General features: G+C 65.1%; 19 protein-coding genes and 3 pseudogenes. 7 read left to right on the plus strand and 15 right to left on the minus strand.

Going from position 1 to position 23,452, the window contains the following annotated elements; translation table 11 throughout:
- Window positions 1-159 precede the first annotated feature (159 nt).
- The 3 genes and pseudogenes from G6N41_RS20730 to G6N41_RS20740 form a co-directional block, all read right to left on the minus strand.
- Complete coding sequence (locus tag G6N41_RS20730; protein WP_198965532.1) at window positions 160-1,548, minus strand: class II 3-deoxy-7-phosphoheptulonate synthase; 1,389 nt, start codon at window positions 1,546-1,548, stop codon at window positions 160-162.
- 48 nt (window positions 1,549-1,596) lie between these two features.
- The gene (locus G6N41_RS20735; RefSeq protein ID WP_198965533.1) at window positions 1,597-2,076 is read right to left on the minus strand and encodes a polyadenylate-specific 3'-exoribonuclease AS; all 480 of its coding nucleotides are present in this window, start codon (window positions 2,074-2,076) and stop codon (window positions 1,597-1,599) included.
- Between the two features lie 9 nt (window positions 2,077-2,085).
- A pseudogene (locus G6N41_RS20740) lies at window positions 2,086-3,002 on the minus strand (hypothetical protein).
- 40 nt (window positions 3,003-3,042) lie between these two features.
- Here G6N41_RS20740 and G6N41_RS20745 point away from each other — a divergent pair.
- Window positions 3,043-4,338, plus strand: a complete 1,296-nt coding sequence (locus tag G6N41_RS20745) for a glycosyltransferase 87 family protein (protein WP_198965534.1) — start codon at window positions 3,043-3,045, stop codon at window positions 4,336-4,338.
- On the opposite strand, the gene G6N41_RS20750 is transcribed toward G6N41_RS20745, so the two are convergent.
- The 5 genes from G6N41_RS20750 to G6N41_RS20770 form a co-directional block, all read right to left on the minus strand.
- A complete protein-coding gene (locus tag G6N41_RS20750) occupies window positions 4,339-5,070 on the minus strand; it encodes a lysophospholipid acyltransferase family protein (protein ID WP_198965535.1) in 732 nt (243 codons plus the stop codon).
- Between the two features lie 87 nt (window positions 5,071-5,157).
- A complete protein-coding gene (locus G6N41_RS20755; RefSeq protein WP_015356162.1) occupies window positions 5,158-5,547 on the minus strand; it encodes a hypothetical protein in 390 nt (129 codons plus the stop codon).
- Complete coding sequence (locus tag G6N41_RS20760) at window positions 5,544-6,818, minus strand: ArsA family ATPase (protein ID WP_198967951.1); 1,275 nt, start codon at window positions 6,816-6,818, stop codon at window positions 5,544-5,546. The genes G6N41_RS20755 and G6N41_RS20760 overlap by 4 nt, the downstream gene beginning before the upstream one ends.
- Window positions 6,815-7,249, minus strand: coding sequence for an SRPBCC family protein (locus G6N41_RS20765; protein ID WP_011741295.1), 435 nt, complete (start codon window positions 7,247-7,249; stop codon window positions 6,815-6,817). The genes G6N41_RS20760 and G6N41_RS20765 overlap by 4 nt, the downstream gene beginning before the upstream one ends.
- A 96-nt stretch (window positions 7,250-7,345) precedes the next feature.
- Window positions 7,346-7,735 (minus strand): polyketide cyclase / dehydrase and lipid transport, encoded by a 390-nt coding sequence (locus G6N41_RS20770; protein ID WP_198965536.1) that lies wholly within the window; start codon window positions 7,733-7,735, stop codon window positions 7,346-7,348.
- Between the two features lie 207 nt (window positions 7,736-7,942).
- On the opposite strand from G6N41_RS20770, the pseudogene G6N41_RS20775 reads away from it, so the two are divergent.
- A pseudogene (locus tag G6N41_RS20775) lies at window positions 7,943-9,745 on the plus strand (AMP-dependent synthetase/ligase).
- 67 nt (window positions 9,746-9,812) lie between these two features.
- On the opposite strand, the gene pimB reads toward G6N41_RS20775, so the two are convergent.
- From pimB to G6N41_RS20795, 4 genes are all read right to left on the minus strand, one after another.
- Window positions 9,813-10,970 (minus strand): GDP-mannose-dependent alpha-(1-6)-phosphatidylinositol monomannoside mannosyltransferase, encoded by a 1,158-nt coding sequence (gene pimB / locus G6N41_RS20780; protein WP_198965537.1) that lies wholly within the window; start codon window positions 10,968-10,970, stop codon window positions 9,813-9,815.
- 71 nt (window positions 10,971-11,041) lie between these two features.
- Window positions 11,042-11,854 (minus strand): hypothetical protein, encoded by an 813-nt coding sequence (locus tag G6N41_RS20785; RefSeq protein WP_036455959.1) that lies wholly within the window; start codon window positions 11,852-11,854, stop codon window positions 11,042-11,044.
- Window positions 11,855-11,912: 58 nt separating this feature from the next.
- Window positions 11,913-13,073: a peptidoglycan hydrolase RipC gene (gene ripC / locus G6N41_RS20790; protein WP_198965538.1), complete on the minus strand. Its 1,161-nt coding sequence runs from the start codon at window positions 13,071-13,073 to the stop codon at window positions 11,913-11,915.
- A 174-nt stretch (window positions 13,074-13,247) separates the two neighbouring features.
- Window positions 13,248-13,502, minus strand: a complete 255-nt coding sequence (locus G6N41_RS20795) for a hypothetical protein (protein WP_012394895.1) — start codon at window positions 13,500-13,502, stop codon at window positions 13,248-13,250.
- 182 nt (window positions 13,503-13,684) lie between these two features.
- Between G6N41_RS20795 and G6N41_RS20800 the strand changes: the two are divergent.
- Window positions 13,685-15,616 (plus strand): annotated as a pseudogene (locus tag G6N41_RS20800) (DEDD exonuclease domain-containing protein); the annotation flags it as partial.
- On the opposite strand, the gene trpD reads toward G6N41_RS20800, so the two are convergent.
- Entirely contained in the window at window positions 15,554-16,663 is a 1,110-nt protein-coding gene (trpD, locus tag G6N41_RS20805) for an anthranilate phosphoribosyltransferase (protein WP_407663656.1), read from the minus strand. The pseudogene G6N41_RS20800 and the gene trpD sit on opposite strands and share 63 nt — an antisense overlap.
- Before the next feature lie 150 nt (window positions 16,664-16,813).
- Here trpD and ctaE point away from each other — a divergent pair, with 150 nt between their 5' ends.
- The 4 genes from ctaE (at window position 16,814) to qcrB (ending at window position 21,246) form a co-directional block, all read left to right on the plus strand.
- The gene (gene ctaE, locus G6N41_RS20810) at window positions 16,814-17,425 is read left to right on the plus strand and encodes an aa3-type cytochrome oxidase subunit III (protein ID WP_011741302.1); all 612 of its coding nucleotides are present in this window, start codon (window positions 16,814-16,816) and stop codon (window positions 17,423-17,425) included.
- 118 nt (window positions 17,426-17,543) lie between these two features.
- Window positions 17,544-18,383 (plus strand): cytochrome bc1 complex diheme cytochrome c subunit, encoded by an 840-nt coding sequence (gene qcrC / locus G6N41_RS20815; protein ID WP_036427271.1) that lies wholly within the window; start codon window positions 17,544-17,546, stop codon window positions 18,381-18,383.
- Window positions 18,380-19,564 carry a cytochrome bc1 complex Rieske iron-sulfur subunit gene (gene qcrA / locus G6N41_RS20820; protein WP_198965539.1) on the plus strand — a complete coding sequence of 395 codons (1,185 nt, stop codon included), beginning with the start codon at window positions 18,380-18,382 and terminating at the stop codon, window positions 19,562-19,564. Before qcrC ends, qcrA begins: the two co-directional genes overlap by 4 nt.
- Complete coding sequence (gene qcrB, locus G6N41_RS20825) at window positions 19,561-21,246, plus strand: cytochrome bc1 complex cytochrome b subunit (RefSeq protein ID WP_198965540.1); 1,686 nt, start codon at window positions 19,561-19,563, stop codon at window positions 21,244-21,246. The genes qcrA and qcrB overlap by 4 nt, the downstream gene beginning before the upstream one ends.
- Before the next feature lie 446 nt (window positions 21,247-21,692).
- Here qcrB and G6N41_RS20830 read toward each other — a convergent pair whose 3' ends face one another.
- Complete coding sequence (locus G6N41_RS20830) at window positions 21,693-22,331, minus strand: DUF2561 family protein (RefSeq protein WP_198965541.1); 639 nt, start codon at window positions 22,329-22,331, stop codon at window positions 21,693-21,695.
- The gene (locus G6N41_RS20835) at window positions 22,331-23,290 is read right to left on the minus strand and encodes an MmpS family transport accessory protein (RefSeq protein WP_198965542.1); all 960 of its coding nucleotides are present in this window, start codon (window positions 23,288-23,290) and stop codon (window positions 22,331-22,333) included. Before G6N41_RS20835 ends, G6N41_RS20830 begins: the two co-directional genes overlap by 1 nt.
- Between the last annotated feature and the right edge of the window lie 162 nt (window positions 23,291-23,452).

A 23,452-nucleotide genomic window follows, 5' to 3' on the forward strand; every position in this document is an offset into this window, starting at 1 on the left:
CGGGGTGACGATCCGGGAGCGTCGCGATCCTGCGCACGCCTGGTCACGAACAGGCGCGCGCCGCACCCGGGTAGCCGAGCCCAGCGCCGCGGGCTGACCGTCCGAAATTCGGACGGTCAGCAGCGGTCATCCCATCGGAAAGCCCACCGCCAACGGCGGTTAGTCGCGCAGCATTTCGGCGACCAGGAAGGCCAGTTCCAGTGATTGTTGGGTGTTCAGTCGTGGGTCGCAGGCGGTCTCGTAGCGCCCGGATAGGTCGGAGTCGGAGATGTCTTGCGCGCCGCCCAGGCATTCGGTGACGTTCTCGCCGGTGATCTCGACGTGGATACCACCCGGGTGGGTTCCCAGGCCGCGATGGACCTCGAAGAATCCCTGTACCTCATCGACGATGCGGTCAAAGTGGCGGGTTTTGTAGCCGGTGGATGACTCGTGGGTGTTGCCGTGCATCGGATCGCACTGCCAGATCACCTGGTGACCGGCGGCCTGGACCTTCTCCACGATCGGCGGCAGCAGATCACGGACCTTGTTGTTCCCCAACCGACTCACCAGCGTCAGCCGGCCCGCCTTGTTATGCGGATCCAGCCGCTCGACATACTCGACAGCCAGCTCCGGAGTCATCGTCGGGCCGATCTTGACCCCGATCGGATTGGCGATCACCTCCGCAAAAGCAACGTGGGCACCATCGAGTTGACGGGTCCGCTCACCGATCCACACGGTATGGGCGGACAAGTCATACAACTGCGGCTCACCGTTTCCCCCCTCACCCAACCGCAACATCGCCCGCTCATAATCGAGCACCAAAGCCTCATGACTGGCGTAGATCTCAGCGGTCTGCAGATTACGGTCGGCCACCCCACAGGCACTCATAAACCGCAGGCCCCGATCGATCTCGTTGGCCAGCGCCTCATAGCGCGCCCCCGCCGGCGAGGTCCGCACAAACTCGCGGTTCCAATCATGAACCAAATGCAGCGACGCCAACCCCGACGACGTCAACGCCCGCACCAAGTTCATCGCCGCACTGGCATTGGCGTAGGCACGCACCAGCCGCGACGGATCATGCTCGCGCGCAGCAGCATCGGGCGGAAAACCATTGATCATGTCACCGCGGTAGGACTTCAACCCCAACGCATCAGTATCGGCCGAGCGCGGCTTGGCGTACTGCCCCGCAATCCGAGCAACCTTGACCACCGGCATGCTCGAGCCATAGGTCAGCACCACCGCCATCTGCAACAGCGTGCGCACATTGCCCCTGATATGCGGCTCGGTGTTATCGGTAAACGTCTCCGCGCAATCCCCACCCTGCAGCAAAAACGCCTCACCACGAGCGACCTGCGCCAGCTGCTCCTGCAACCGGATGATCTCCGAAGGCACCGTCACCGGCGGCACACTCTCGAGCACCTTACGCATCGCCGTCGCCTGATCGACCGGCCAGCTGGGCTGCTGAGCAGCCGGCTTAGCCAACGCAGCATCCAACCGCGCCCGCAACTCATCAGACAACGGCGGCAACGACGGCAGCTGGTCAATCGGAATATCGACGGTCCAGTTCATCGGTACATGGTAACTGGGCATTGTTGCGGGCTGATGGGCCGAAAGTTGCTAGCGGTCGGTGATGATCAAAAACCTTCGCAATTGATCACGGGCATCGACCAGCGCGTCGTGGGCATCTCGGGACCGCGGGGGTAGCCGCGGGCTGCCGCGATCCTCCCACAGCTGCCGCAATTCCCGGGTGAAACGCGGTATCGCCTTCGGCAGGCCCGGCATCGGACCCCACAACTGACACAGCGCGACGTGATCGTAGGCCCCGAACCAGGCCCATAGTTCGATCCGCTCGCCGCTGTCCACACCGAGGAACTCCTCCAGGTCCAGGCGGATCTGGCGGCGCGAACGCCACACCTGCGAGGCGGGTGACGGCAGTTTGGTCAGCACATGGGCACGAACCCAACTTCCAGCCCGTTCCGGATCGAATTCTGTGGAAACGGCGTAGTACTCACGGCCGTCCTCGGCGACCACGCCGATCGAGACCAGTTCGATGGTGCGGCCATCCTCGATGAACTCGGTGTCATAGAAGTACCGCATCGCCGCAGCCTATACGGAAGTCAATAACGGCTCGGTGCCCTCGGGTGGCGGCGCGGGGTGAACGTCGCGATCCAACTGCGCCTCGACGGCGCGCTCGTCGGGCAGCCGAGGGGTGCCGGCGATCGCGCACTGCAACCAGAGCTTGACCCGCACCACCGGGCGGCGCAAGGTGCGCTCGCGCTGCAACGCTCGCCGCATCTTGTCCGGTTTCGCGGTATAGCGCCACCGGGCCAAGGGGCATGCGGCCGCGACAGCCGGATTGCACCGATGACCAGCAACACCACGATGAACATGCCGAGCAACCCGGTCCACACCTTGCCCTTGATCAGCACCACCGTTGCCAGCGGCAGCGTGAGCACCAATCCGCCGACCACCACCGCACGCGGGAGCACCGAATCGCTACCGGACCAGATCGTCGGGAAGAACATCAGGGGATGCAAACCCAGGGTCAGCAGGCCCGCCACCGCTACCGCCGCAAAAACCGCGTCCACCGAGGTACGGCCGTCTTCCTCCCAATAGACATCGGACAGATGCAGGATCAACGCATACTCGTCGAGCACCAGTGCCGCGCCGATCCCAAAAAAAGTTGCCGCCACCGTGAGTTCGGGCTCGTGTCCGTTGAAAGCCAGCGTCACCAAGGTCAGCCCGGAGATCATCACCAGCACCACCCCGAACGTCACATGGTGGACATGCACCGACCCGAGGTGCACATTGCGGGGCTGCCACCACCTGGGCGGCGGACCATCGTCTGGGCGCCCGCGGATGACGCGCACGAAGGTGCGGGTCACAAAAAACGTCAGGATGAAGGCAACCAGGCAGCACAAAAGCGGCAATCGGCCGCGGTCGACAATGTCATGCTGCAGCCAATAGAACACCTCAAAAAAGGTACGCCCACCGACGAATGCAGGTCGGCAGCCTCGCTGCAGCGGTGTCCGGCCGTCCGGTAACGATTAGGCTGTCGGGGAAATGAGTACATGGAGGTCGCCCGACGTGGGCAGTCGACTCGGGCGGGTCTCGGTTTGGTGCCTGCTCTGGCTGGTAGCGGCCGCGGCACTGGGATACGTGGTCTGGCGGTTGTTCGGGCACATCCCGTACCGCATCGACATCGACATCTATCAGATGGGCGGTCAGGCCTGGTTGGACGGGCGCCCGCTCTACAGCGGCGACGTGAAGTTCCACACACCAATCGGACTGGACCTGCCGTTCACCTACCCTCCGCTGTCGGCGGTGGTGTTCAGCCCGTTTGCCTGGTTACACATGCCGGCGGCCAGTGTGGCGATCACATTCTTGACGTTGGTGGTGCTGATCGCGTCGACGGTGGTGGTACTTACCGCTCTGGATGTGTGGCCCGACTCCGAGCAGCTGCCCGGACCCGCGTGGCTGCGCCGGTTGTGGTTGGCGGTCATCATCGTGGCCCCGGCCTCGCTCTGGCTGGAGCCGATCAGTTCCAACTTCGCTTTTGGCCAGATCAATGCCGTGCTGATGACCTTGGTGATACTCGACTGCTTCCCGCGTCGCACACCGTGGCCCCGGGGGCTGTTACTCGGCTTGGGGATCGCCCTGAAGCTGACTCCGGCCGTGTTCCTGCTCTACTACCTGCTGCGCCGCGACAACCGGGCGGCGCTGACGGCGGTGGCGTCTTTCGTGGTCGCCACGCTGGCCGGTTTCGCGCTGGCCTGGCACGACTCATGGGAGTACTGGACCGACACCTTGCTGCACACCGACCGGATCGGTTCCGCGGCGCTCAACACCGACCAGAACATTGCGGGCGCACTCGCCCGCCTACCGATCGGCGAGCATGCGAGCCACCTGCTGTGGGTGCTGCTGTCTTTAGCGGTACTCGCGGTGACCGTCTGGGCGATGCGGCGCGTCCTGCGGGCCGAAGAGCCGAGCCTTGCGGTGATCTGTGTCGCCTTGTTCGGCCTGGTGGTTTCCCCAGTCTCGTGGTCGCATCACTGGGTTTGGATGTTGCCGGCGGTGGTCGTGACCGGGGTGCTGGCCTGGCGGCGGTGCAACGTCGCGCTGGCGGTGGTCACCATTGCCGGATTGGCGCTGATGCGCTGGTCACCGATCGATTTGCTGCCCAAACACCGCGAGGCCACCGCGGCCTGGTGGCGTCAGCTGGCCGGCATGTCCTACGTGTGGTGGGCGTTGGCCGTGATCGTCGTGGCCGGACTGACGGTCACCACCCGGATGACGATGCAGCGTCCGGCGGAGCCGGACCGAACCCCGGCCCCGGCCCCGGCCCCGGCCGCGCGCTGATTATCCGGCGGCGGTTTCGGGAATCCGAACCGCGTCGCCGGACCCGTCGTCATCCCCCTTGCCGCCGTTCTTGATGCTGGCGGCGTAGATGTCGACGTACTCCTGGCCCGAGAGCCCCATCAGCTCGTACATCACCTCGTCGGTGACGGCCCGCTCGATGAAGCGGTTGCCGGCCAGACCCTCGAACCGCGAGAAATCCATCGGCTTACCTAAACGAACGATGACGCGGCCGAAGCGCAACATCTTGCGTCCCGGCGGGTTGACGACATTGGTGCCGATCATCGCCACCGGGATGACCGGAACTCCGGTGTGCAGCGCCAGCCGAGCCAGGCCCGTCTTGCCTTTGTAGAGGCGACCGTCGGGCGAGCGGGTGCCTTCTGGGTACATGCCCAGCAGCTTGCCCTGGCGCAGCAGTCCCGCGGCGGTTTCCAGTGCGGCCTGTGCCGCGTCGGAATTGGTGCGGTCGATCGGCACCTGCCCGGAGACGCTGTAGAACCAGCGGTTGATCCAGCCTTTCACGCCGGTACCGGTGAAGTATTCGGCCTTCGCCAGGAAGGTGATCCGACGACGCACGACCAACGGCAGGTAGAAACTGTCGGCCACAGCGAGGTGATTACTGGCGAGAATAGCCGGCCCGGAGCTCGGGATGTGTTCCAGCCCTTCGACTTTCGGCCGCCCCAGCAGGGTAAAGAGCCAGCCCATGAAGATGTACTTGAATAGGTAGTACCACATGGCCCTCCGTCTCACCCGCATCGGAATGATCTCTGCGCCAACTGTACCCATCGGCGATAGGTACGACCACCTCCGTAGGTTGGTCGCTTACTCTTGCAGAGTAATCGGGATCGCCTGGTAGCGCGTCTTCGCATCGGCGTTCGCCGACCCGTTTTCGGGGGCGCTCTCACTGCTGAGGCCCCCGCCGGGCGGACCATCCGGCGGCGGTTTCGCCGATCGGTCGATGTCGTCGACTATGGCGCGAATCACGTTGAGCAACGCCACACTGTGTTCGGCGATAACCGTCGTCAACGGGTGCTGCTCACCATTGACCAGCGCAGCGAGTGCACACAGCGGGCACCACACCTGTTGGCACTTGCCGGTCGCTCCGCCCGATGCCATGGCGGCCGCGGCGCGCAGTGCAGGATCCACGCCATCAAGGATCGCCTGGGCGAGTTTGCGCAGTTCAGGACCAACTTCGGTATGGGGCCCAGTCACGTCGGCCACACCTCCGGATCTGGTCGAAATCGAATGGTCAGCTCACCGCCAGACAGGCGCGCGTCCAGCACGATGCACCTCCGCAATACGGAGGCCAACCGCACCCTGCGCCGCATGCCGCCGGCACTGATGATCAGGTCGTCATCAGCTCGGCCCAGTGTCAACGAACCGGGATCGAGCTGGGGCAACGCTAGCCGCAGACGATATACCGACCCAAGGCCGGACCCGGACTCGAGGTCAACAATAGGACGCAGCGGCCCCGGCGGCGCGCTTCCGCCGCGCCGGCGGGCGCCATCAAGCAGCCCACCGAGGGCCTTGGGTCCGATCGGCTCGCCGGCCGCATGCGCAACCAGCACCAGCGCCACATCGCCAATGGTGGCGTCGAGTTCCTCGAGAACGGCACGCTGCTCGGAGATGCGTTCGGCATACCAGTAGAAGGCGGGGTGGTCGGGCAGACTGCGGTACTCGTATGCCTCGTCCCGCACCAGAACCTGATTGACGAGTAATTCCTCGACGCGGACGCCCATCAGGGCCAACGATCCCAGCGTGCGCGTCGCCTCCGCTGCGACCACCCGCTCAGGAGTCAGCACCAGATGCGCGCCGACCAGAGAACCATCCGTCAGCAAAGTACTGAGTCGATCGACGCTGGCGCTGGTTCGCTCCAGCAGCTCCACCAGCGCTGCCGAGCGGGCATCTTCGATCGCGAGGCTGAGCCGGCGATGCCGCGGCCACGCGCGCTCGACGTACAGGGAGAAGGTGGCGGGGAGGGTCAACATCCGCAGGGCGTCCGCGGTCGAGGCGCAGTCGACCACGATGCGGTCCCAACGTCCACTGGCCGCGAGCTCACCGACCGCGTGCAGACCGAGCACCTCCTGGACTCCGGGCAGCGCGGAGAGCTCCTCGGGAGCAATGCTGCCCAGCTCCGAATCCGGAAATCGCCCGTTGAGGGCATCGACAACGTCTCGCCAGCGGTCTTCGAGCAACGCCAGGGTGTCCAGCGCTAGGGCATCCAAGAACCCCCCGCCGGTGTCGACCTGACCGGTCTCGAGATCGGCAAAAACACGAACCGGCTCGCCGGAGCCCGTCGGCGCAACCGCAATGCCCAGCACATCACCCAGCGAGTGCGCCTGATCGGTGGATACCACCAACACCCGCTGACCAGCAGTGGCGTCACAAACCGCGGTGGCGGCCGCCAAAGTGGATTTTCCTACCCCGCCTTTGCCTACGAAGAGACTGATCCGAGCCGGGGTGGGCGCAACAGGATCACTCAGCCCTCAACTCGTTTCTTCAGATCTTTTAGGGCTCCGTCGATCAGCCTGCGCTCAGCCTTGCGCTTGAGCATTCCGATCATCGGAATGGCCAGATCAACCGACAACTCGTAGGTAACGTCAGTACCAGAGCCTTTGGGCGCCAAGTGATACGAACCTTCAAGGGCCTTCAGCAGCGAGCTGGACTGCAGGGTCCAGCTAAGCGATTGACGGTCGGCCGGCCACTCATAGGCCATGATCAGGGTGTCCTTGAAGATGGTGGCGTCCATCAACATCCGGGCCAACATCGGATAGCCGTCGTCATCGGCCTCGAGGATTTCGACTTCCTTGTACTCGGAGATCCATTCAGGGTAGGCCTCGATGTCAGCGATCGCTTTCATCACCTCACCCGGCTCCGCGTCGATGTAAATCGTCTGCGTCGTCTTGTCCGCCACCTGACCAGCTTTCTCTGCCCCCGCACTCGATGTTTTTTCCCGGGGACACGGCCTTCCGGCAGAAACGGTACTCCCCGAAGCGCTACCTTGACCCGGCTAAATTACCGGAGAAACTCCGATCGGGCGTGTCTGCTCCAACGTCGTTTTCACCTCGAACGCCATCTTCTTGCCCGCCACCCGGCGCTGATGCGTCATTTTCGCCAGCTTCATCCGGGCCAACTCCCAAGCCGTCACTCTAGTGGGTTCAGCATGCAGGAAATAGTGCAGCACGACCCCGTCCAACGACGGCTCGAGCCAGATCTCCATCGTGCCGGTCAAGGCCCCGGTAACCGCCCACCTGATTCCCTTGTCGGCGCGGTCCTCGGTGACCTGCAGCCACAGATCGGGCCACCACCGGCTCCAGCTTGATCGATCCGCGACCGCGGCTCCGACCCGTGCGCCATCCGCGGCGATATACGTCTCATCCGCGATCTGGATGCTGTTCATGGCCACAGCTTCACACACCCACCTGAGGGGGGCTGGCACCACCCCGCAGGTGCGGAACCCGCGCGCGGGCAATCGCAGTGAGAATCCGAACCGGGCGCCAACCAGGCGCCTCCATGCTGCGCGAATGCTGCGATTAGGCTGTGAGCAGGCAGTCCGCCCGCAAAATGGCAATCAACGCCACAACAGGTGTAGCGAGGTCGAAACGAAGTGCGTCACTACAGTGTCCCCGCCCGTTTTTCCGTCGACGAGCGCGACAACGTCGCGGCCATGGTTTTCGAGCACGAGCGCGATGATCCCGACCACATCATCTATCAGCGCCAGATCGACGGTATCTGGACCGATATCACCTGCGCCGAGGCGGCCCGGCACGTTCGTTCTGCAGCATTGGGTTTGATCGCACTCGGAGTCCAGGCCGGTGACCGGGTGTCCATCTTCTCGGCCACTTGCTACGAGTGGGCGATCCTGGATCTGGCGATCCTGGCGGTGGGCGCTGTCACCGTGCCCATCTACGAGACATCGTCTGCCGAGCAGGTGCGCTGGGTGCTGCAGAATTCAGAAGCCGTGCTGGCGTTCGCCTAGACCGACGCGCATGCCGCAATGATCGCCGAGCTGGCCGGTGACCTGCCCGCCCTGCGCCGCGTCCTGGTTATCAACGGTTCGGGTCCCAGGGCGCTCGAGCAGCTCGCCGAGGAGGGTGGGTCGGTTGACCGGGCCGAGCTGACGGCGCGACTCGATGCGCTGCGCTCCTCGGATCCGGCAACCCTGATCTACACCTCAGGCACCACCGGGCGGCCGAAGGGCTGCCAACTCACCCACTCCAACCTGCTTCACGAGATTCGCGGCACGCAGGAGTCCCTACCCACGCTGGTGTGCCCCGGGCAGCGGTTGCTGGTCTTCCTGCCGCTGGCCCACGTGCTGGCCCGGGCACTTGCCTTGTCGGCCTTCGCCAGCAAGGTGACCGTCGGATTCACCAGCGACATCAAGAATCTGCTGCCACTGTTTGCGGTGTTCAAACCCACAATTGTGGTTTCGGTGCCGCGGGTCTTCGAGAAGGTCTACAACACCGCGGAACAGAACGCCGCCAACGACGGCAAGGGGGCGATCTTCAAACTCGCCGCGCAGACGGCGGTCGATTGGAGTCGAGCCGTCGATGACGGCCGCCCGGGGTTGCTGTTGCGCGCCAAGCATGCGCTGTTCGACCGGCTCGCGTACCACAAGTTGCGCGCGGCTCTTGGCGGCGACTGCCACGCGGCGGTCTCCGGTGGGGCACCGCTGGGCGCGCGACTTGGTCACTTCTATCGCGGGGTCGGCCTAACCATCTACGAGGGCTACGGGCTGACCGAGACCAGCGCGGCAGTCACGATCAACCAGATTGACGCTATCAAGATCGGGACGGTCGGAAAACTGGTGCCCGGCAACAGTTTGCGAATCGCCGACGACGGCGAGTTATTGGTACGCGGCGGCGTGGTGTTCAGCGGCTACTGGCGCAACGAACAGGCCACCGACGAGGCATTCACCGACGGCTGGTTCCGGACCGGCGACCTCGGCGCAATTGACGACGACGGCATCCTGAGCATCACCGGCCGCAAGAAGGAGCTCATCGTCACCGCGGGCGGTACGAACGTCGCCCCCGCGGTGCTAGAGGATCAGCTACGGGCGCACCCGCTGATCAGCCAGGCGATGGTGGTCGGGGACGCCAAGCCGTTCATCGGCGCATTGATCACCATCGATCCCGAGGCGTTCGGCGGTTGGAAGCAACGCAACAGCAAGGCCGACCATGCGGCGGTGCGCGACCTGGCCGAGGACCCCGACCTGGTTGCGGAGGTGGATGCGGCCGTCAAGGAGACCAACTTGGCGGTGTCCCACGCCGAATCGATCCGCAAATTCCGAATTCTGCACGTCGATTTCACCGAGGACACCGGCGAGTTGACGCCAACGATGAAGGTGAAGCGCAACGTGGTGGCCGAAAAGTTCTCCGTCGAGATCGAGGCGATCTACACCAAGGATTAGTCCAACGCGCCGCCGGCGGCTCCGCCGGCGGCGCGCATGAGCGGATCGCCCGACTCCTCCTCCGGCCTCACCGGCCGGCATCGTCGCCGCGCAGAAGCGTGGCGAGTCGGGCCGCCAACGTGTCCCAGCGCCACTGAGACGTCACCCACTGCCGGCCGGCGTCACCCATCCGGGCCGCCCGGTCGCGATCGGCCAACACCTCGATGACCGCGCCGGCGACCTTGTCCACCGAGTTGCCGTCAACCACCAGCCCGGTCTTGTTGTGCTGCACCGTTTCCGGCGCTCCACCAGATTCACCCGCAATGACCGGCACGCCGCTGGCGGACGCCTCGAGAAAGACGATGCCCAAGCCCTCAACGTCCATACCAGAGCCCCGAGTGCGGCACGGCATCGCGAACACGTCGGCCATCGCGTGATGGGTCGGCAGCTCCTCGCCCGGCACGCCGCCGGTGAACGTCACATGCTCATCCACCTCGCAGTCCCGCGCCAGCTTGCGCAACGTCTCCAGGTAGGGGCCGCCTCCGACGATTACCAGCGCCGCCCCGTCGACCCTCCGGCGGATCGCGGGTAGCGCCTTGATCAGGGTGTCCTGGCCCTTGCGCGGCACCAGCCGCGACACACACACCACGGTGGGCCGCTCCCCCAGCTGGTAGCGCTTGCGAAGTTCGGCGCGGGCGGCCGGGTCCGGCCGAAACCGGTCGGTGTCGACTCCGGGCGGCAAGTATTCCAATGAAGCCGCGGGCCCGAAGGCCGGCGCGAATCGCGAGCGCGTGTAGCGACTGACGAAGGTCACAATGTCGGTGGTGTCCCCGATTCGACGCAGTACCGACCGCGCGACGGGAAGCATCGACCAACCCACCTCGTGACCATGCGTGCCGGCCAGCACCCGGGTCGCACCAGCCTGCCTCGCACGCGGCGCCAGCAGAGCCAACGGTGCGGCCGCACCGAACCACACAGTGTCGATGTCGTGCTGGGCGATCAGCCGGCGCATCCGGCTGTCGACTGTCGGAACGGGCAGCATCAGCGTGCTGGGATGGCGTACCACCCGATAGCCCGCGGCCCGGGCCACGTCGTCATACCCCTGCGCACCCTTCCATTGCGGTGCATAGACCGTTATGGAATGCGACCCGGCCTCAACGAGGCGACCGACGAACTCGCTCAGATATGACTGGATGCCGCCGCGACGGGGCGGAAAGTCGTTAGTTACCAGCAGGACCCGACTCATCAGGGCCAATCTAGCCTGGCCACGATGTGGACTATCCAGCGGTCTTTGCCACGCGTTGGATCGTGCTCGAATCAGGACGAGACGCTCATCCATTGCTGCCAGCCGGCGAGCAGCCCGGCAGCATCCGTGCCGAGCACCTCGAGCGCGGCTCGCGGCAAGTCCGAATGCCCTGGACCGCAGGCGGCCAGGTAGAGGTCGCGCAACTTGGTCGTGCCATAGGTGTCGGCCACAAATCGGGTAAACCACCATGCTCGGTCATACGCTCGCGAGCGCGCCGGCCCGGGAATGTCGAGGTCGTCGTCTGACGGCAGAGCTGCGGGTGGGGCCTCAGCCGGCCGGGAAGTGGTCGGCCGCGCGACGAAATCGGCCACCCCCTCGGTCAACCACCGCGGCGCGTCAAGTGCCGTGTCAACGCGGGCCGCGTAGTGAAAAAGCTCGTGGGTCAGCACTATTCGCAGTGCCGTGGCGCTCATCTTGACCGCGCCTGGTGCGAACACAATTCGTTGGCCAGCCACCGCCCGGCTGCCAGGATCGAAGCGCTCGGCCACAGTCACCGCCGCGATGTCAGCCCATTGGGACGCCGTACCGCCGCCCGCCGCCGTTCGGAATTGTTCGTCTGAACCGGCGGCCACCACCGAGATTTCGCGGGCCCAGTCGGTGCCCCAGAAGGCCACTACCGCATTGACCGCGGCGTGGATGTCCGCCCCGACGCGCGACAACAGTAGGTCGGAGTTCGCGCCGCCGAGGTTGATCAGCCGCACGGTCCGATCTCCGATGACAACCGGCGGCGGGCCAGGATCCTCAGCAGACGCTAGTGACCGCTGTGGCGCACTATCCGGATGACGCGTTACGGCGGCAGCCGTTACCAACTCGATGACAAATATGCACGCCAGCGCAATCGAAAACCATCGGGATCGATGCCGCAGCACCGTGGCAGAGCCGTCAGTAGCGGCGCGCGTCGTAGATCGGTCCCGAGGAATTCATCGGCACCACCCGCACCGGTACACCGTAGGTGGACGAATGGACCATCAGTCCGTCACCGATGTAGATGCCGGCATGTGACGCGTCCGAGTAGAAGGTCAGGACGTCGCCTGGCTGCAGGTCCGACAGCGATACCGGTTGACCTCCATGGGCCAGCGCCTGGCTGGAGTGAGGTAGCGCGATGCCGGCTTGCTGGAAGGCCCACATGACCAACCCGGAGCAGTCGAACCCACCTGGAGCGGCACCGCCCCACGCGTAGGGCGTCCCAACTTGGGTTAGCGCCGCCTGCACCACGGCCGCGCGGTCGCCGCCGGCACCGTCTGGCGGCGTGAACGGCATCGCGGACACTCCACCGGGCGGCGGGGCCTCACCCGGCACCGGTGCGCCCGCTGGCGGCGGTCCACCTGGCGGTGTGCCCTCCGGCGCCGGCCCGGGGGCACCTGGCAATCCGGCGGCAACCTGTCCTGGATCGGCGAGCGCGGTGCGCTGGTCCGGAGTCAATGCCAGGTACTGCGACTTGACGACCGCGATCTGGACCTGCAGCTGGCTCTGCTTGTGCTGCAGATTTGCCCGCACGGCCGCAGCTTGTTCGGCGGCGGACTTGGCATCGGCGGCCGACTTCTCGGAGGCCTGCTCAGCCTCGGCGGCCTGCTCCCTGGCGGTCCGGAAACCCGACATCTGGGTGGCCATCTGGTGCGCCATCACGCGCTGCATCGACAGGCCGTCGATCAGCAGCTGCGGGGACGGAGCCGTCAGAATCGTGTCCATACCGTTGGCGCGACCACCCATGTAAGCGGCCGCCGCGACCTTGTTGACCGCGGTCTGGAACGAGGCCAGCTGCCCCTTGGCAGCGTCCAGCGCGGCCTGGTCGTCAGTGAGCTTGTTTTCAGCGGCCTGCTGAGCCGCCAGCTTCGCGCCCAAGTCGAGCTCTGCGCTGTGCATCGCTTCGGTGGTTTGTTCCGCCTGCCGAGATAGCTCGTTTAGCTTTGCCAGCGCGTCCTCAGCCGGGTCCGCCATCGCACCCGCGGCGACGAAGCCGGACAACGCGGTGAAGCTCGCTAACGAACCGATGGCGGACCGCCGGATAACGCGCGCAGTCAATTGCCTACAGTCGAGCCTCAAGATTTTGCTTCCTTAAACTGCCATCGGCGATGTGCCGTCGAGCCGGTTTAGATCTCAAATAGGTTACGAAATGATATCGGCGTTTGTCCAAACGGGAGAGTTAAGAAAATAGCAAGATTTCTGTAGTTTTCATGTGGGAGCGCGTCTTTGCGTGATCACCACCATACATAACTTCTACGCGACGCCAGTCGCTCGGTTACGGCGGATTGGGACCAGCCGTAACCTTGGCGCCAGCCCGGCATCCGCGAGGGCTTCCAGCGCCACGCGTTCGTCGTACATCAACTCGTCGGGGACCCCGAGCAAGACGCTGACTACACAGTCGCGGCACGCGGGCCCGCGGACCGCGCAGTCATCACAATCAATCACCACCGGATCGCCCGGTTCGGCCCCCGCACCGCTTTTGCTATCGGTTCCGCTGGTGTGTGCCATTTGGGGTCGGTCCTCTCGGTAGTGTCTTGCGCTCACTGTCAACTGAGCCGAACGCTAACCGGCGCCACCGACAGATCTGGTCCTGCCGAGATCCGGCAGCACTCCCTGACAGCCGGTGCGAGTGTCTGCGCGCGCCGGGTGGGAACCGGCGAATGTCGGTGCGAGTGCCTAACGTCACGGCCATGGGTGTGACGGGTGGAACTCAGCTGAGTCTCACCGGGCTCGATCCGGCCGCCTTTGCGGACATCGCCTTACCGGACACCGACCTCACTGACCCGGCGGCCGCCCAGGCAGACGACGTGTCGCTGCGCGAAACCACCTTCGTGGTCGTGGACCTGGAGACCACCGGCGGACGAGCGACGGGCACTGAAGCATCGCCGCCGGACGCCATCACCGAGATCGGGGCCGTCAAGGTACGTGGTGGCGTGATCCTGGGCGAATTCGCGACCCTGGTCGACCCGCAACGCAGCATCCCACCCCAGATCGTGCGATTGACCGGAATCACCACGGCCATGCTGTGTGATGCCCCGACGATCGACTCCGTCCTGCCGATGTTCTTCGAGTTCGTTGGCAACTCCGTCCTGGTCGCCCACAACGCCGGGTTCGATATCGGGTTCCTGCGGGCGGCCGCAGGGCGCTGCGACATCGCGTGGCCGGGATCGAAGGTGCTGTGCACGGTCCGGCTGGCTCGCCGAGTGCTCAGCCGCGAAGAAGCACCCAGCGTGCGGTTGGCCGCTTTGGCGCGCTTGTTTTCCGTCGCCACCCAACCCACACACCGCGCCCTCGACGACGCGCGCGCCACTGTCGAGGTGTTGCATGCCCTGATTGAGCGGGTGGGCAACCAGGGCGTGCATTCCTACGCCGAGCTGCGTGCATACCTACCGGGCGTGACGCCGGCACAGCGTCGCAAGCGAGTGCTCGCCGACGGGCTGCCGCACCGCCCGGGGATCTATCTGTTCCGAGGGCCATCGGGCGAAGTCCTCTATGTGGGCACCGCGGTCGACTTGCGCCGCCGGGTCAGTCAGTACTTCAACGGCGCCGATTCTCGGGGCCGGATGAAGGAGATGGTCGCCCTGGCCGGCGCCGTCGACCATGTCGAGTGCGCACATGCCCTCGAGGCCGGGGTCCGTGAACTGCGGATGCTTGCCGCGCATGCACCGCCGTACAACCGTCGATCGAGGTTCCCGCACCGTTGGTGGTGGGTGACGCTCACCGACGAGGCGTTTCCCCGCCTATCGGTAGTTCGTGCTCCCCGGCATGACCGCGTTGTCGGCCCGTTTCGGTCGCGCACCGACGCGACAGAAACGGCGGCCCTGCTAGCGCGCTTCACCGGTGTCAGAACCTGCACCAAGCGGCTGGCCCGCTCGGCACTGCATGGTCCGGCTTGCCCAGAGTTGGAGGTGTCGGCCTGCCCCGCCGCGCGCAACGTCACCGCCGAGGGGTACGCCGACGCGGCCAAGCGTGCGGCCGACTTGATCGAGGGAGTGGATAACACCGCACTGACCGCGGCCGTGCACCAAGTCAGCGACCTGGCCGAGCGGCACCGCTATGAGAGCGCGGCACGGCTGCGCGACCACATCGCCACAGCTGTCGAAGTGCTCTGGCGTGGCCAACGGCTGCGCGCGCTGGTAGCCCTGCCCGAGCTGGTCGCGGCCGCTCCCGATGGCTGCGGCGGCTACCAGTTCGCGGTGATCCGCCACGGCCAGCTCGCAGCCGCCGGTAATTCCCGACGTGGGACACCGCCGATGCCGGTGGTCGACGCCCTCCACGCCGGAGCGCAAACGATCTTGCCGGCACCGGCGCCACTCGGCGGCGCGCTGGTAGAAGAGACCGCGCTGATTGCCCGCTGGCTGGCGACCCCGGGAGTGCGGATCGTGCGAGTCACCGGCGCTGAGCACACTGCCGACCGTGCGGAGTCCGCCGGCTGGACTTCACCGCTGAGATCAGCCGGACCGTGGGCGGCATGGGCGGCTGCGGCGCGTTCGGCGCGGCTGGCCGCAGAGCAGGTTAGCCAAGGAGATCCGCGTGGTCGCCCGGATGGCGGCCGGCAATCAGACGTGCTGGCTGAAGCGCACCCATCGCGCGAGCAGTTGCTCGGCCGCACCGCTGTCGATAGCCACCGCGGCGCGTTGCAGCCCGTCCTGCCAGGCGGGGAGCCATTCAGCGCGGCTGGATAGCCCGGCATGAGCAACGATCGCACCAGCCGCATTGAGCACCACCGCGTCCCGGACAGGCCCGGCTGCACCGCCCAAGACAGCGCGCGCCTCGGCCGCGTTGGCCTGCGGGTCTCCGCCGAGTAGCTGGCTCAGTTCAGCACGCGCGAACCCGAAATCTCCCGGGTCGAAAGTCAACTTGTCGACCGTTCCCGCCTGGACACGCCAGATCGTGCTCGTCGTAGTCGTAGTCAGCTCGTCGAGCCCGTCGTCGCCATGCACCACCAGCACACTGGACCCACGCGTGGCGAACACACCGGCCATGATCTCGGCGACATCGGCGAAAGCACAGCCAATCAATCCGGCCCGCGGCCGCGCCGGATTAGTCAGCGGGCCAAGGAGATTGAACACGGTGGGTACCCCGATTTCACGACGTACCACCGATGCTTGCCGATAGGACGGATGAAACTGCGGCGCGAAACAGAACCCGATCCCGATCTCGTTGAGGCTGCGCGCGACCTGGTCGGGCCCCAGGTCTATGCGCACCCCAAGGGCCTCCAGGGTGTCCGCGCCGCCGGCCAACGACGAGGCGGCTCGGTTGCCATGCTTGACCACCGGCACACCCGCGGCGGCGACCACGATGGACGCCATAGTGGACAGGTTCACCGTGTTGACCCCGTCGCCACCGGTGCCGACGATGTCGACGGTGTCGTCGCGGATCAAGTCGGCCGGCATCGGACGCGCGTAGGCGAGCATCACGTCGGCCAGCTCACCGACCTCGCCCGCGGTGGGAACCTTCATCTTCATGTTCATGGCGACGGCGAAAGCGGCGACCTGGGCGGGCCGCGCGTTGCCGCTCATGATCTGCTCCATGGCCCAGCCCGCCTGACCCGGCTCCAAATGCTTGCCCTCCGTTAGCCGGCCGAGCAGCCGCGGCCACGAGGACGTCGGTATGGGTGCGGCCGCCGAGTGGTCGGCCGCGGATGAAGCTTCGGATGACAGCACCACGCGCCCGATAGTCCCATGCGTCCGACTACCTCCTATCGCCCGCCCACCGGTTGGCCGCGACCGGCGCAAACGCAGCGCCGACGCGACTCGCGGAAGCGAATTTCAGCCCCGGGTAGAGTTCGACAACTACAAAGCGTCATACTTGCGGATGTGACGAGTGCTGTAGGGACCTCGGGTACTGCCATCACGTCGCGCGTGCATTCGCTGAACCGACCAAACATGGTCAGTGTCGGCACCATAGTGTGGCTTTCCAGCGAGCTGATGTTCTTTGCTGGGTTGTTCGCTATGTACTTTACCGCGCGCTCGCAAGCCGGCGGGAAGTGGCCGCCACCGCCCACGGAGCTGAATCTCTATCAGGCCGTGCCGGTGACGTTGGTGCTAATCGCGTCGTCGTTCACCTGCCAGATGGGGGTGTTCGCGGCCGAGCGCGGCGACGTGTTTGGGCTACGCCGCTGGTACGTGATCACCTTCCTGATGGGTCTGTTCTTTGTCCTGGGCCAGGGCTACGAGTACTACCACCTGGTGACTCATGGGACGACCATCCCCGGCAGCGCCTACGGAAGCGTATTCTATCTGGCCACTGGCTTCCACGGGCTACACGTCACGGGCGGTCTGATCGCGTTCATATTCCTGCTGGTGCGGACCGGGATGAGTAAGTTCACCCCGGCCCAGGCAACCGCCAGCATCGTCGTCTCCTACTACTGGCACTTCGTCGACATCGTGTGGATCGCGCTGTTCACCGTGATCTATTTCATTCGATAGCAGCTGGCAGCCCCCAAACAGGCACGATCAGGAAACGAACAGGAGAGCTCAGTTGAAGAAACTGGGATTCACCCGATCCGGTGGCAGTGAGCCGGTTGCCCGGCGACTCGTCGGGGCGCTGCGCGGCCCGCGTAGTCACCGATCAGAACAGCGAACTAGTCGCGCACGACGGCGTCTTCATCGCCGGTTATCGGGTGGGCTGCTGCTGTTGATAGCCCTGACCATCGCTGGCGGCGTGGCGGCCGTACTCACACCCGCCCCGCAGGTAGCCGTCGCCGACGAGTCTTCCGCCGCACTGCTTCGCACCGGCAAGCAGTTGTTCGACACCTCATGTGTGTCTTGCCACGGCGCCAACCTGCAAGGCGTGCCCGACCACGGCCCCAGCTTGATCGGAGTCGGCGAGGCGGCCGTCTACTTCCAGGTATCGACGGGCCGGATGCCAGCCATGCGCGGCGAAGCGCAGGCACAGCGCAAAGAGCCAATTTTCGATGAGGCACAGACCGACGCTCTTGGCGCGTTCGTGCAAGCCAACGGCGGTGGCCCCACCGTGGTGCGCAACCCCGACGGCAGCCTTGCGATGAAGTCGCTGCGCGGAGATGATCTGGGCCGCGGCGGTGATCTATTCCGCCTCAACTGCACCTCCTGCCACAACTTCACGGGCAAGGGCGGGGCGCTGTCCTCCGGCAAGTTCGCTCCGGATCTGGGGCCCGCCAACGAGCAGCAGATCCTCACCGCGATGCTGACGGGTCCGCAGAACATGCCGAAGTTCTCCGACCGTCAGCTGTCATTCGACGCGAAGAAGGACATCATCGCCTACGTTCGCAACGCCGCCGAGGAGCGGCAGCCCGGCGGCTACGGACTCGGTGGATTCGGTCCCGCACCTGAGGGCATGGCGATATGGATCATCGGTATGGTCGCCGCCATTGGGCTGGCACTGTGGATTGGGGCGCGATCATGAGCGACGGCTCAACAGAAACCGGCGTCTCGCGCGAGCCCGACGAGGCCGCGCTGGCCGAAATGTCCCAGCAAGAACTGCTGGAGCTGGGCGGCAGCATCGACGGCGTGCGCATCGCCCACAAGGAACCTCGCTGGCCGGTAGAGGGCACCAAGGCGGAGAAGCGCGCGGAGCGCGGCGTGGCCCTCTGGCTTTTGCTGGGTGGGTTCTTCGGCCTGGCGCTGCTGCTGGTCTTCCTCTTCTGGCCGTGGGAGTATAAGCCGAGCGGAGACAAGGGCAACCTGCTCTACTCCCTTGCCACCCCGCTGTACGGGTTGACCTTCGGGATGTCCGTACTGGCGATCGCGATCGGCGCGGTGCTTTTCCAGAAACACTTTATCCCCGAAGAGATCACCATCCAAGATCGCCATGACGGCGCCTCCCGCGAGGTAGACCGCAAGACGGTGGTGGCCAACCTCGCCGACGCCTTCGAAGCCTCCACGATCGGACGGCGCAAGATGGTCGGCGCTTCGTTGGGCGTGGGTCTGGGCGCGTTCGGGCTCGGCACCTTGGTTGCGTTTGCCGGCGGCCTCATCAAGAACCCGTGGAAGCCGGTGGCCCCCACCGCTGACGGCAAGACGGCCGTGCTGTGGATCTCGGGCTGGACCCCGCGTTTCCACGGCGAGACGATCTATCTGGCGCGAGCCACCGGACTCGGTGACGGGCCTCCGTACACCAAGTTGCGCCCCGAGGACTTGGACGCCGGCGGGATGGAGACGGTGTTTCCCTGGCGGGAGTCCGACGGCGACGGCACCACCGTGGAATCCCACGAAAAGCTGCAGCGGATCTCAATGGGCGTCCGCAACCCCGTGATGCTGATTCGGATCAAGCCCACCGACATGCACCGCGTGGTGAAGCGCCAAGGCCAAGAAAGCTTCAACTTCGGAGAACTCTTCGCCTTCACCAAGGTCTGCTCTCACCTGGGCTGCCCGTCTTCGCTGTATGAGCAGCAGTCCTACCGAATTCTGTGCCCGTGTCACCAATCCCAGTTCGACGCGCTGCATTTCGCCAAGCCGATATTCGGCCCGGCCGCGCGTGCGCTGGCGCAGTTGCCTATCACAATCGACACCGAGGGATATTTGGTCGCCAACGGCGACTTCATCGAACCCGTTGGACCGGCATTCTGGGAGCGCACAACATCATGAGCCCGAAACTCAGTCCGCCGAAGATCGGTGATGTTCTAGCCCGCCAGGCCGAGGACATTGATACGCGGTATCACCCCGCGGCAGCGCTGCGCAGACAGTTCAACAAGGTCTTCCCGACGCACTGGTCGTTCCTGCTCGGCGAGGTCGCGTTGTACAGCTTCATCGTGCTGCTGATCACCGGCGTGTACCTGACGCTGTTCTTCGATCCGTCCATGATGGACGTCACCTACAACGGCGTCTACCAGCCGTTGCGCGGCGTGGAGATGTCGAAGGCTTACGCGTCGGCACTCGACATCTCCTTCGAGGTGCGTGGCGGCTTGTTCGTCCGCCAGGTACACCACTGGGCGGCACTGATGTTCGCCGCGGCGATCATGGTGCACTTGGCACGTATTTTCTTCACGGGCGCATTCCGGCGGCCACGTGAGGCCAACTGGATCATCGGTTCGTTGCTGCTGATCCTGGCCATGTTCGAGGGATACTTCGGCTACTCACTGCCTGACGACTTGCTGTCCGGCATCGGTTTGCGGGCCGCGCTCTCCTCGATCACGCTGGGGATGCCGGTGATCGGCACCTGGCTGCACTGGGCGTTGTTCGGCGGCGATTTCCCCTGCGGTGGTGTGGGCGACGACTGCACCGCGGCGGGCTACATCATCCCGCGCATGTACTCCCTGCACATCCTGTTGCTGCCGGGAATCATCCTGGCGCTGATCGGGATGCACATGGCCTTGGTGTGGTTCCAGAAGCACACCCAGTTCCCCGGCCCGGGCCGCACCGAGCACAACGTCGTCGGTGTCCGAGTGATGCCCGTGTTCGCGGTCAAGTCTGGTGCGTTCTTCGCGGCCATCACCGGTGTGCTGGGTTTGATGGGCGGTCTGCTGCAGATCAACCCGATCTGGAATCTGGGCCCCTACAAGCCGGCCCACGTCTCGGCAGGGTCGCAGCCCGACTTCTACATGATGTGGACCGAAGGCCTGGCCCGTATCTGGCCGCCATGGGAGTTCTACTTCTGGCACCACACCATTCCGGCACCGGTGTGGGTCGCTCTGATCATGGGTCTCATTTTCATGCTCCTGATCGTCTACCCCTTCCTGGAGAAGCGGTTTACCGGCGACTACGCGCACCACAACCTGCTGCAGCGGCCGCGTGACGCTCCGGTTCGTACTGCAGTCGGAGCGATGGCGATCTCGTTCTACATGCTGCTCACGCTGGCGGCGATGAACGACATCATCGCGCTGAAGTTCCACATCTCGTTGAACGCAACGACGTGGATCGGACGTATCGGCATGGTGATTCTTCCGCCGTTCGTCTACTTCATCAGCTACCGGTGGTCTATCGGACTGCAGCGCAGCGACCGTGCGGTGCTCGAGCACGGTATTGAGACCGGCATCATCAAGCGGCTGCCGCACGGTGCCTACATCGAACTGCACCAGCCGCTCGGTCCGGTCGACGAGCATGGTCATCCGCTTCCGCTGGACTACCAGGGCGCTCCATTGCCCAAGCGAATGAACAAGCTGGGCTCGGCGGGATCGCCGGGTAGCGGTAGCTTCCTGACCGCCGATCCGGCATCGGAGGACGCGGCACTGCGCGAGGCGGGTCACGCCGCCGAAAACCGTGCTCTGACAGCGTTGCGCGAATACCAGGACAGCCTCAACGAGACCTCCAACGGCGAGGGCGATCACTAGCCTCGACGGGTAGCAACCACTGGCCAGGCCCGGTTCCCCAAGCGGAGTCACCTCGACCCGCTTTCGGGAGCCGGGCTATTGGCGTCTTTGGGCCCTGCTACTTGGTTCTATGGCGTCGCGCTAGGTGGCCGTTGGGGCGGCGCCAAAGTGGGTTTCCCAATAAACCCACAGAACCGATTGAACCCAATGACCCCATCATGGCCACCGGCACTCGCTGGCCCGGACCGCGAGTAGGCCATCCGCCAACCATCGCTCGTCCGTGGGGAATTCGTGCCCTCAGCCGGTCCCCGACTGCGCTACACCAGCACCGGTCGAGATAGCCAACACCTCTCCCCTCCCCCACCCGGCATCCGAGGCATCTCAGGCGTCTGAACCACGACAGCCATAGGGGCGAACGCCGGGGCAGTCGCCGGCTGGTGCCTGACCGAGACCTATCCGGCCGAGATCTATTTGACCGAGACGCGACGCAACTGGCGAACGTAGAACCACTCGATCGCCGGCATTCCTGCGGTCACGATCCCAGTCAGCCCGTAGGCGACCCAGGACGCACCGTCGTGACCGACCGCCATCAGATTGGTCGCTGCGCCAACGGTAATCAAAGCAATCCCTATCGTGCCGACCAGGGCCACGGTGCCACGCAACCAAACGCGGTCCACCGCCTCGCTAGACCACTGGGTGCCCTCCGAGCGCCCATTTGCGTGATCCCGACGCGCGCTACGGTCGGCGGCTCGCATCGTGGCGTTGGCCGTCCGCAACGGCTGCCCGCCCGTTCTACGCAATGGCACCGAGGTGACCAGCGGTCCAGTCTCGGCCATCCGTCGCGCCCGCAACAGCATCGGGACCGCCCCGACGATGATCAATGCCGAGACGACGATGACCGTGTACAACACCCAACTGCTGTGCGAGTCCTTCGATATCTTCTGTACGCCCCGGCCAAGATCGGCCAACGCGACCACGGCGGCCACACCTACGCCCACCAGCGCCAGCCAGACCGCCGCACACGCCCCGATGAGAATTCGGTCGACGACTTCGGGAGCGACAACGCCTTCCGGTCCACGCCGGTACGCGGAGTATTTACCGAGCATCAGCAGCTCGTCTGCGGTGCGTCGTTGCTGTTGGACGACAGCACCGTCCCGTCACTGGTGGTGATCGAGCAGTTGAGCCTGCTCACCCGGAACAGGCTGGAGGCCTCCACAGAGCCCACATCGGACTGCGAAATCGGAGTGACGGTCATCGACCAGGGGATATACACGTTGTGCTGGGTCCTTCGCCGGCCTGAAGCGTCCACATAAGTCACCGAAATGATGTCGCCGGGTGCCTTGGTACCGGTCACCGAATAGGTAACTTGCCGCGGCCCCGCAGGAGTCGTCGTGGTGGGTGGCGGCGCAGCCGCCGGTGTCGTCGGAGTAGTAGCCGCCGGTGGCGGCGCCGTAGAGGTCTCCGGAGGCGGAGGCGGAGGCGGCGGGGGTGGAGGTGTCACCGTCACTGTCTGCGTCTCCGTCGCTGTCGGAATCTCGGTACTAGGCGGTGGCGGCGGAGGAGGCGGAGGCGGAGGGGGCGGCAGCTTGGTCGTCGTGATTTCGTCCTGTACCGGCGGTACCGATGACGTGGTTGCGGGATTGGCGAGCTTCGTGGAATCGGTGCGCGTCACCAGCAGCGACACCGATGCCACCAGTGCTATGGCGGCCATTATGGCCGCCACCCCAACCACCCAGGGCCAGCGTGGCGTGCTTGGCTCATCCTCTTCGTCGAGCGAGTCGTCGTAGCCGTCATAGTCGTAAAGACTGAGATCTGCCGGCAGGTAGGCCCCGCTGATGAATTGCTCGGACTCCGGCGCCGAATAGGCCCGTGAATACGCTTCCGATTCCTGCGCGGGGTCTACCGGCTCAATCTGGCCGCTCTCGCTGACGGGTTCGAGTTCGCCGCCTGCAAGAGCGTCGTCTGGCTCATCGTCGGTGTCGCCAAAGGGTTCCAGTTCAGCGCTGGAATCGCCAGCTGGGTCGGGTTCGTCAGGTTCCCATCCCGGCGGATTCGGCCCGCTCATGTTTGCCTACCCTGTCCAAACTGACTCACCAAAGCGCGGTGCTCCGCAGCTGCATCTGTGCAAGCCCGCTCGGTGCATTCTCACTGTGCATCAAAACCCTACCCAACCGGGTAGCTCACAGAAGTCTTGGCTAACTGGCCACTGATCAACTGATGCTCTGAT

The organism is Mycobacterium shottsii (genome assembly GCF_010728525.1).
Lineage (GTDB): Bacteria > Actinomycetota > Actinomycetes > Mycobacteriales > Mycobacteriaceae > Mycobacterium > Mycobacterium marinum.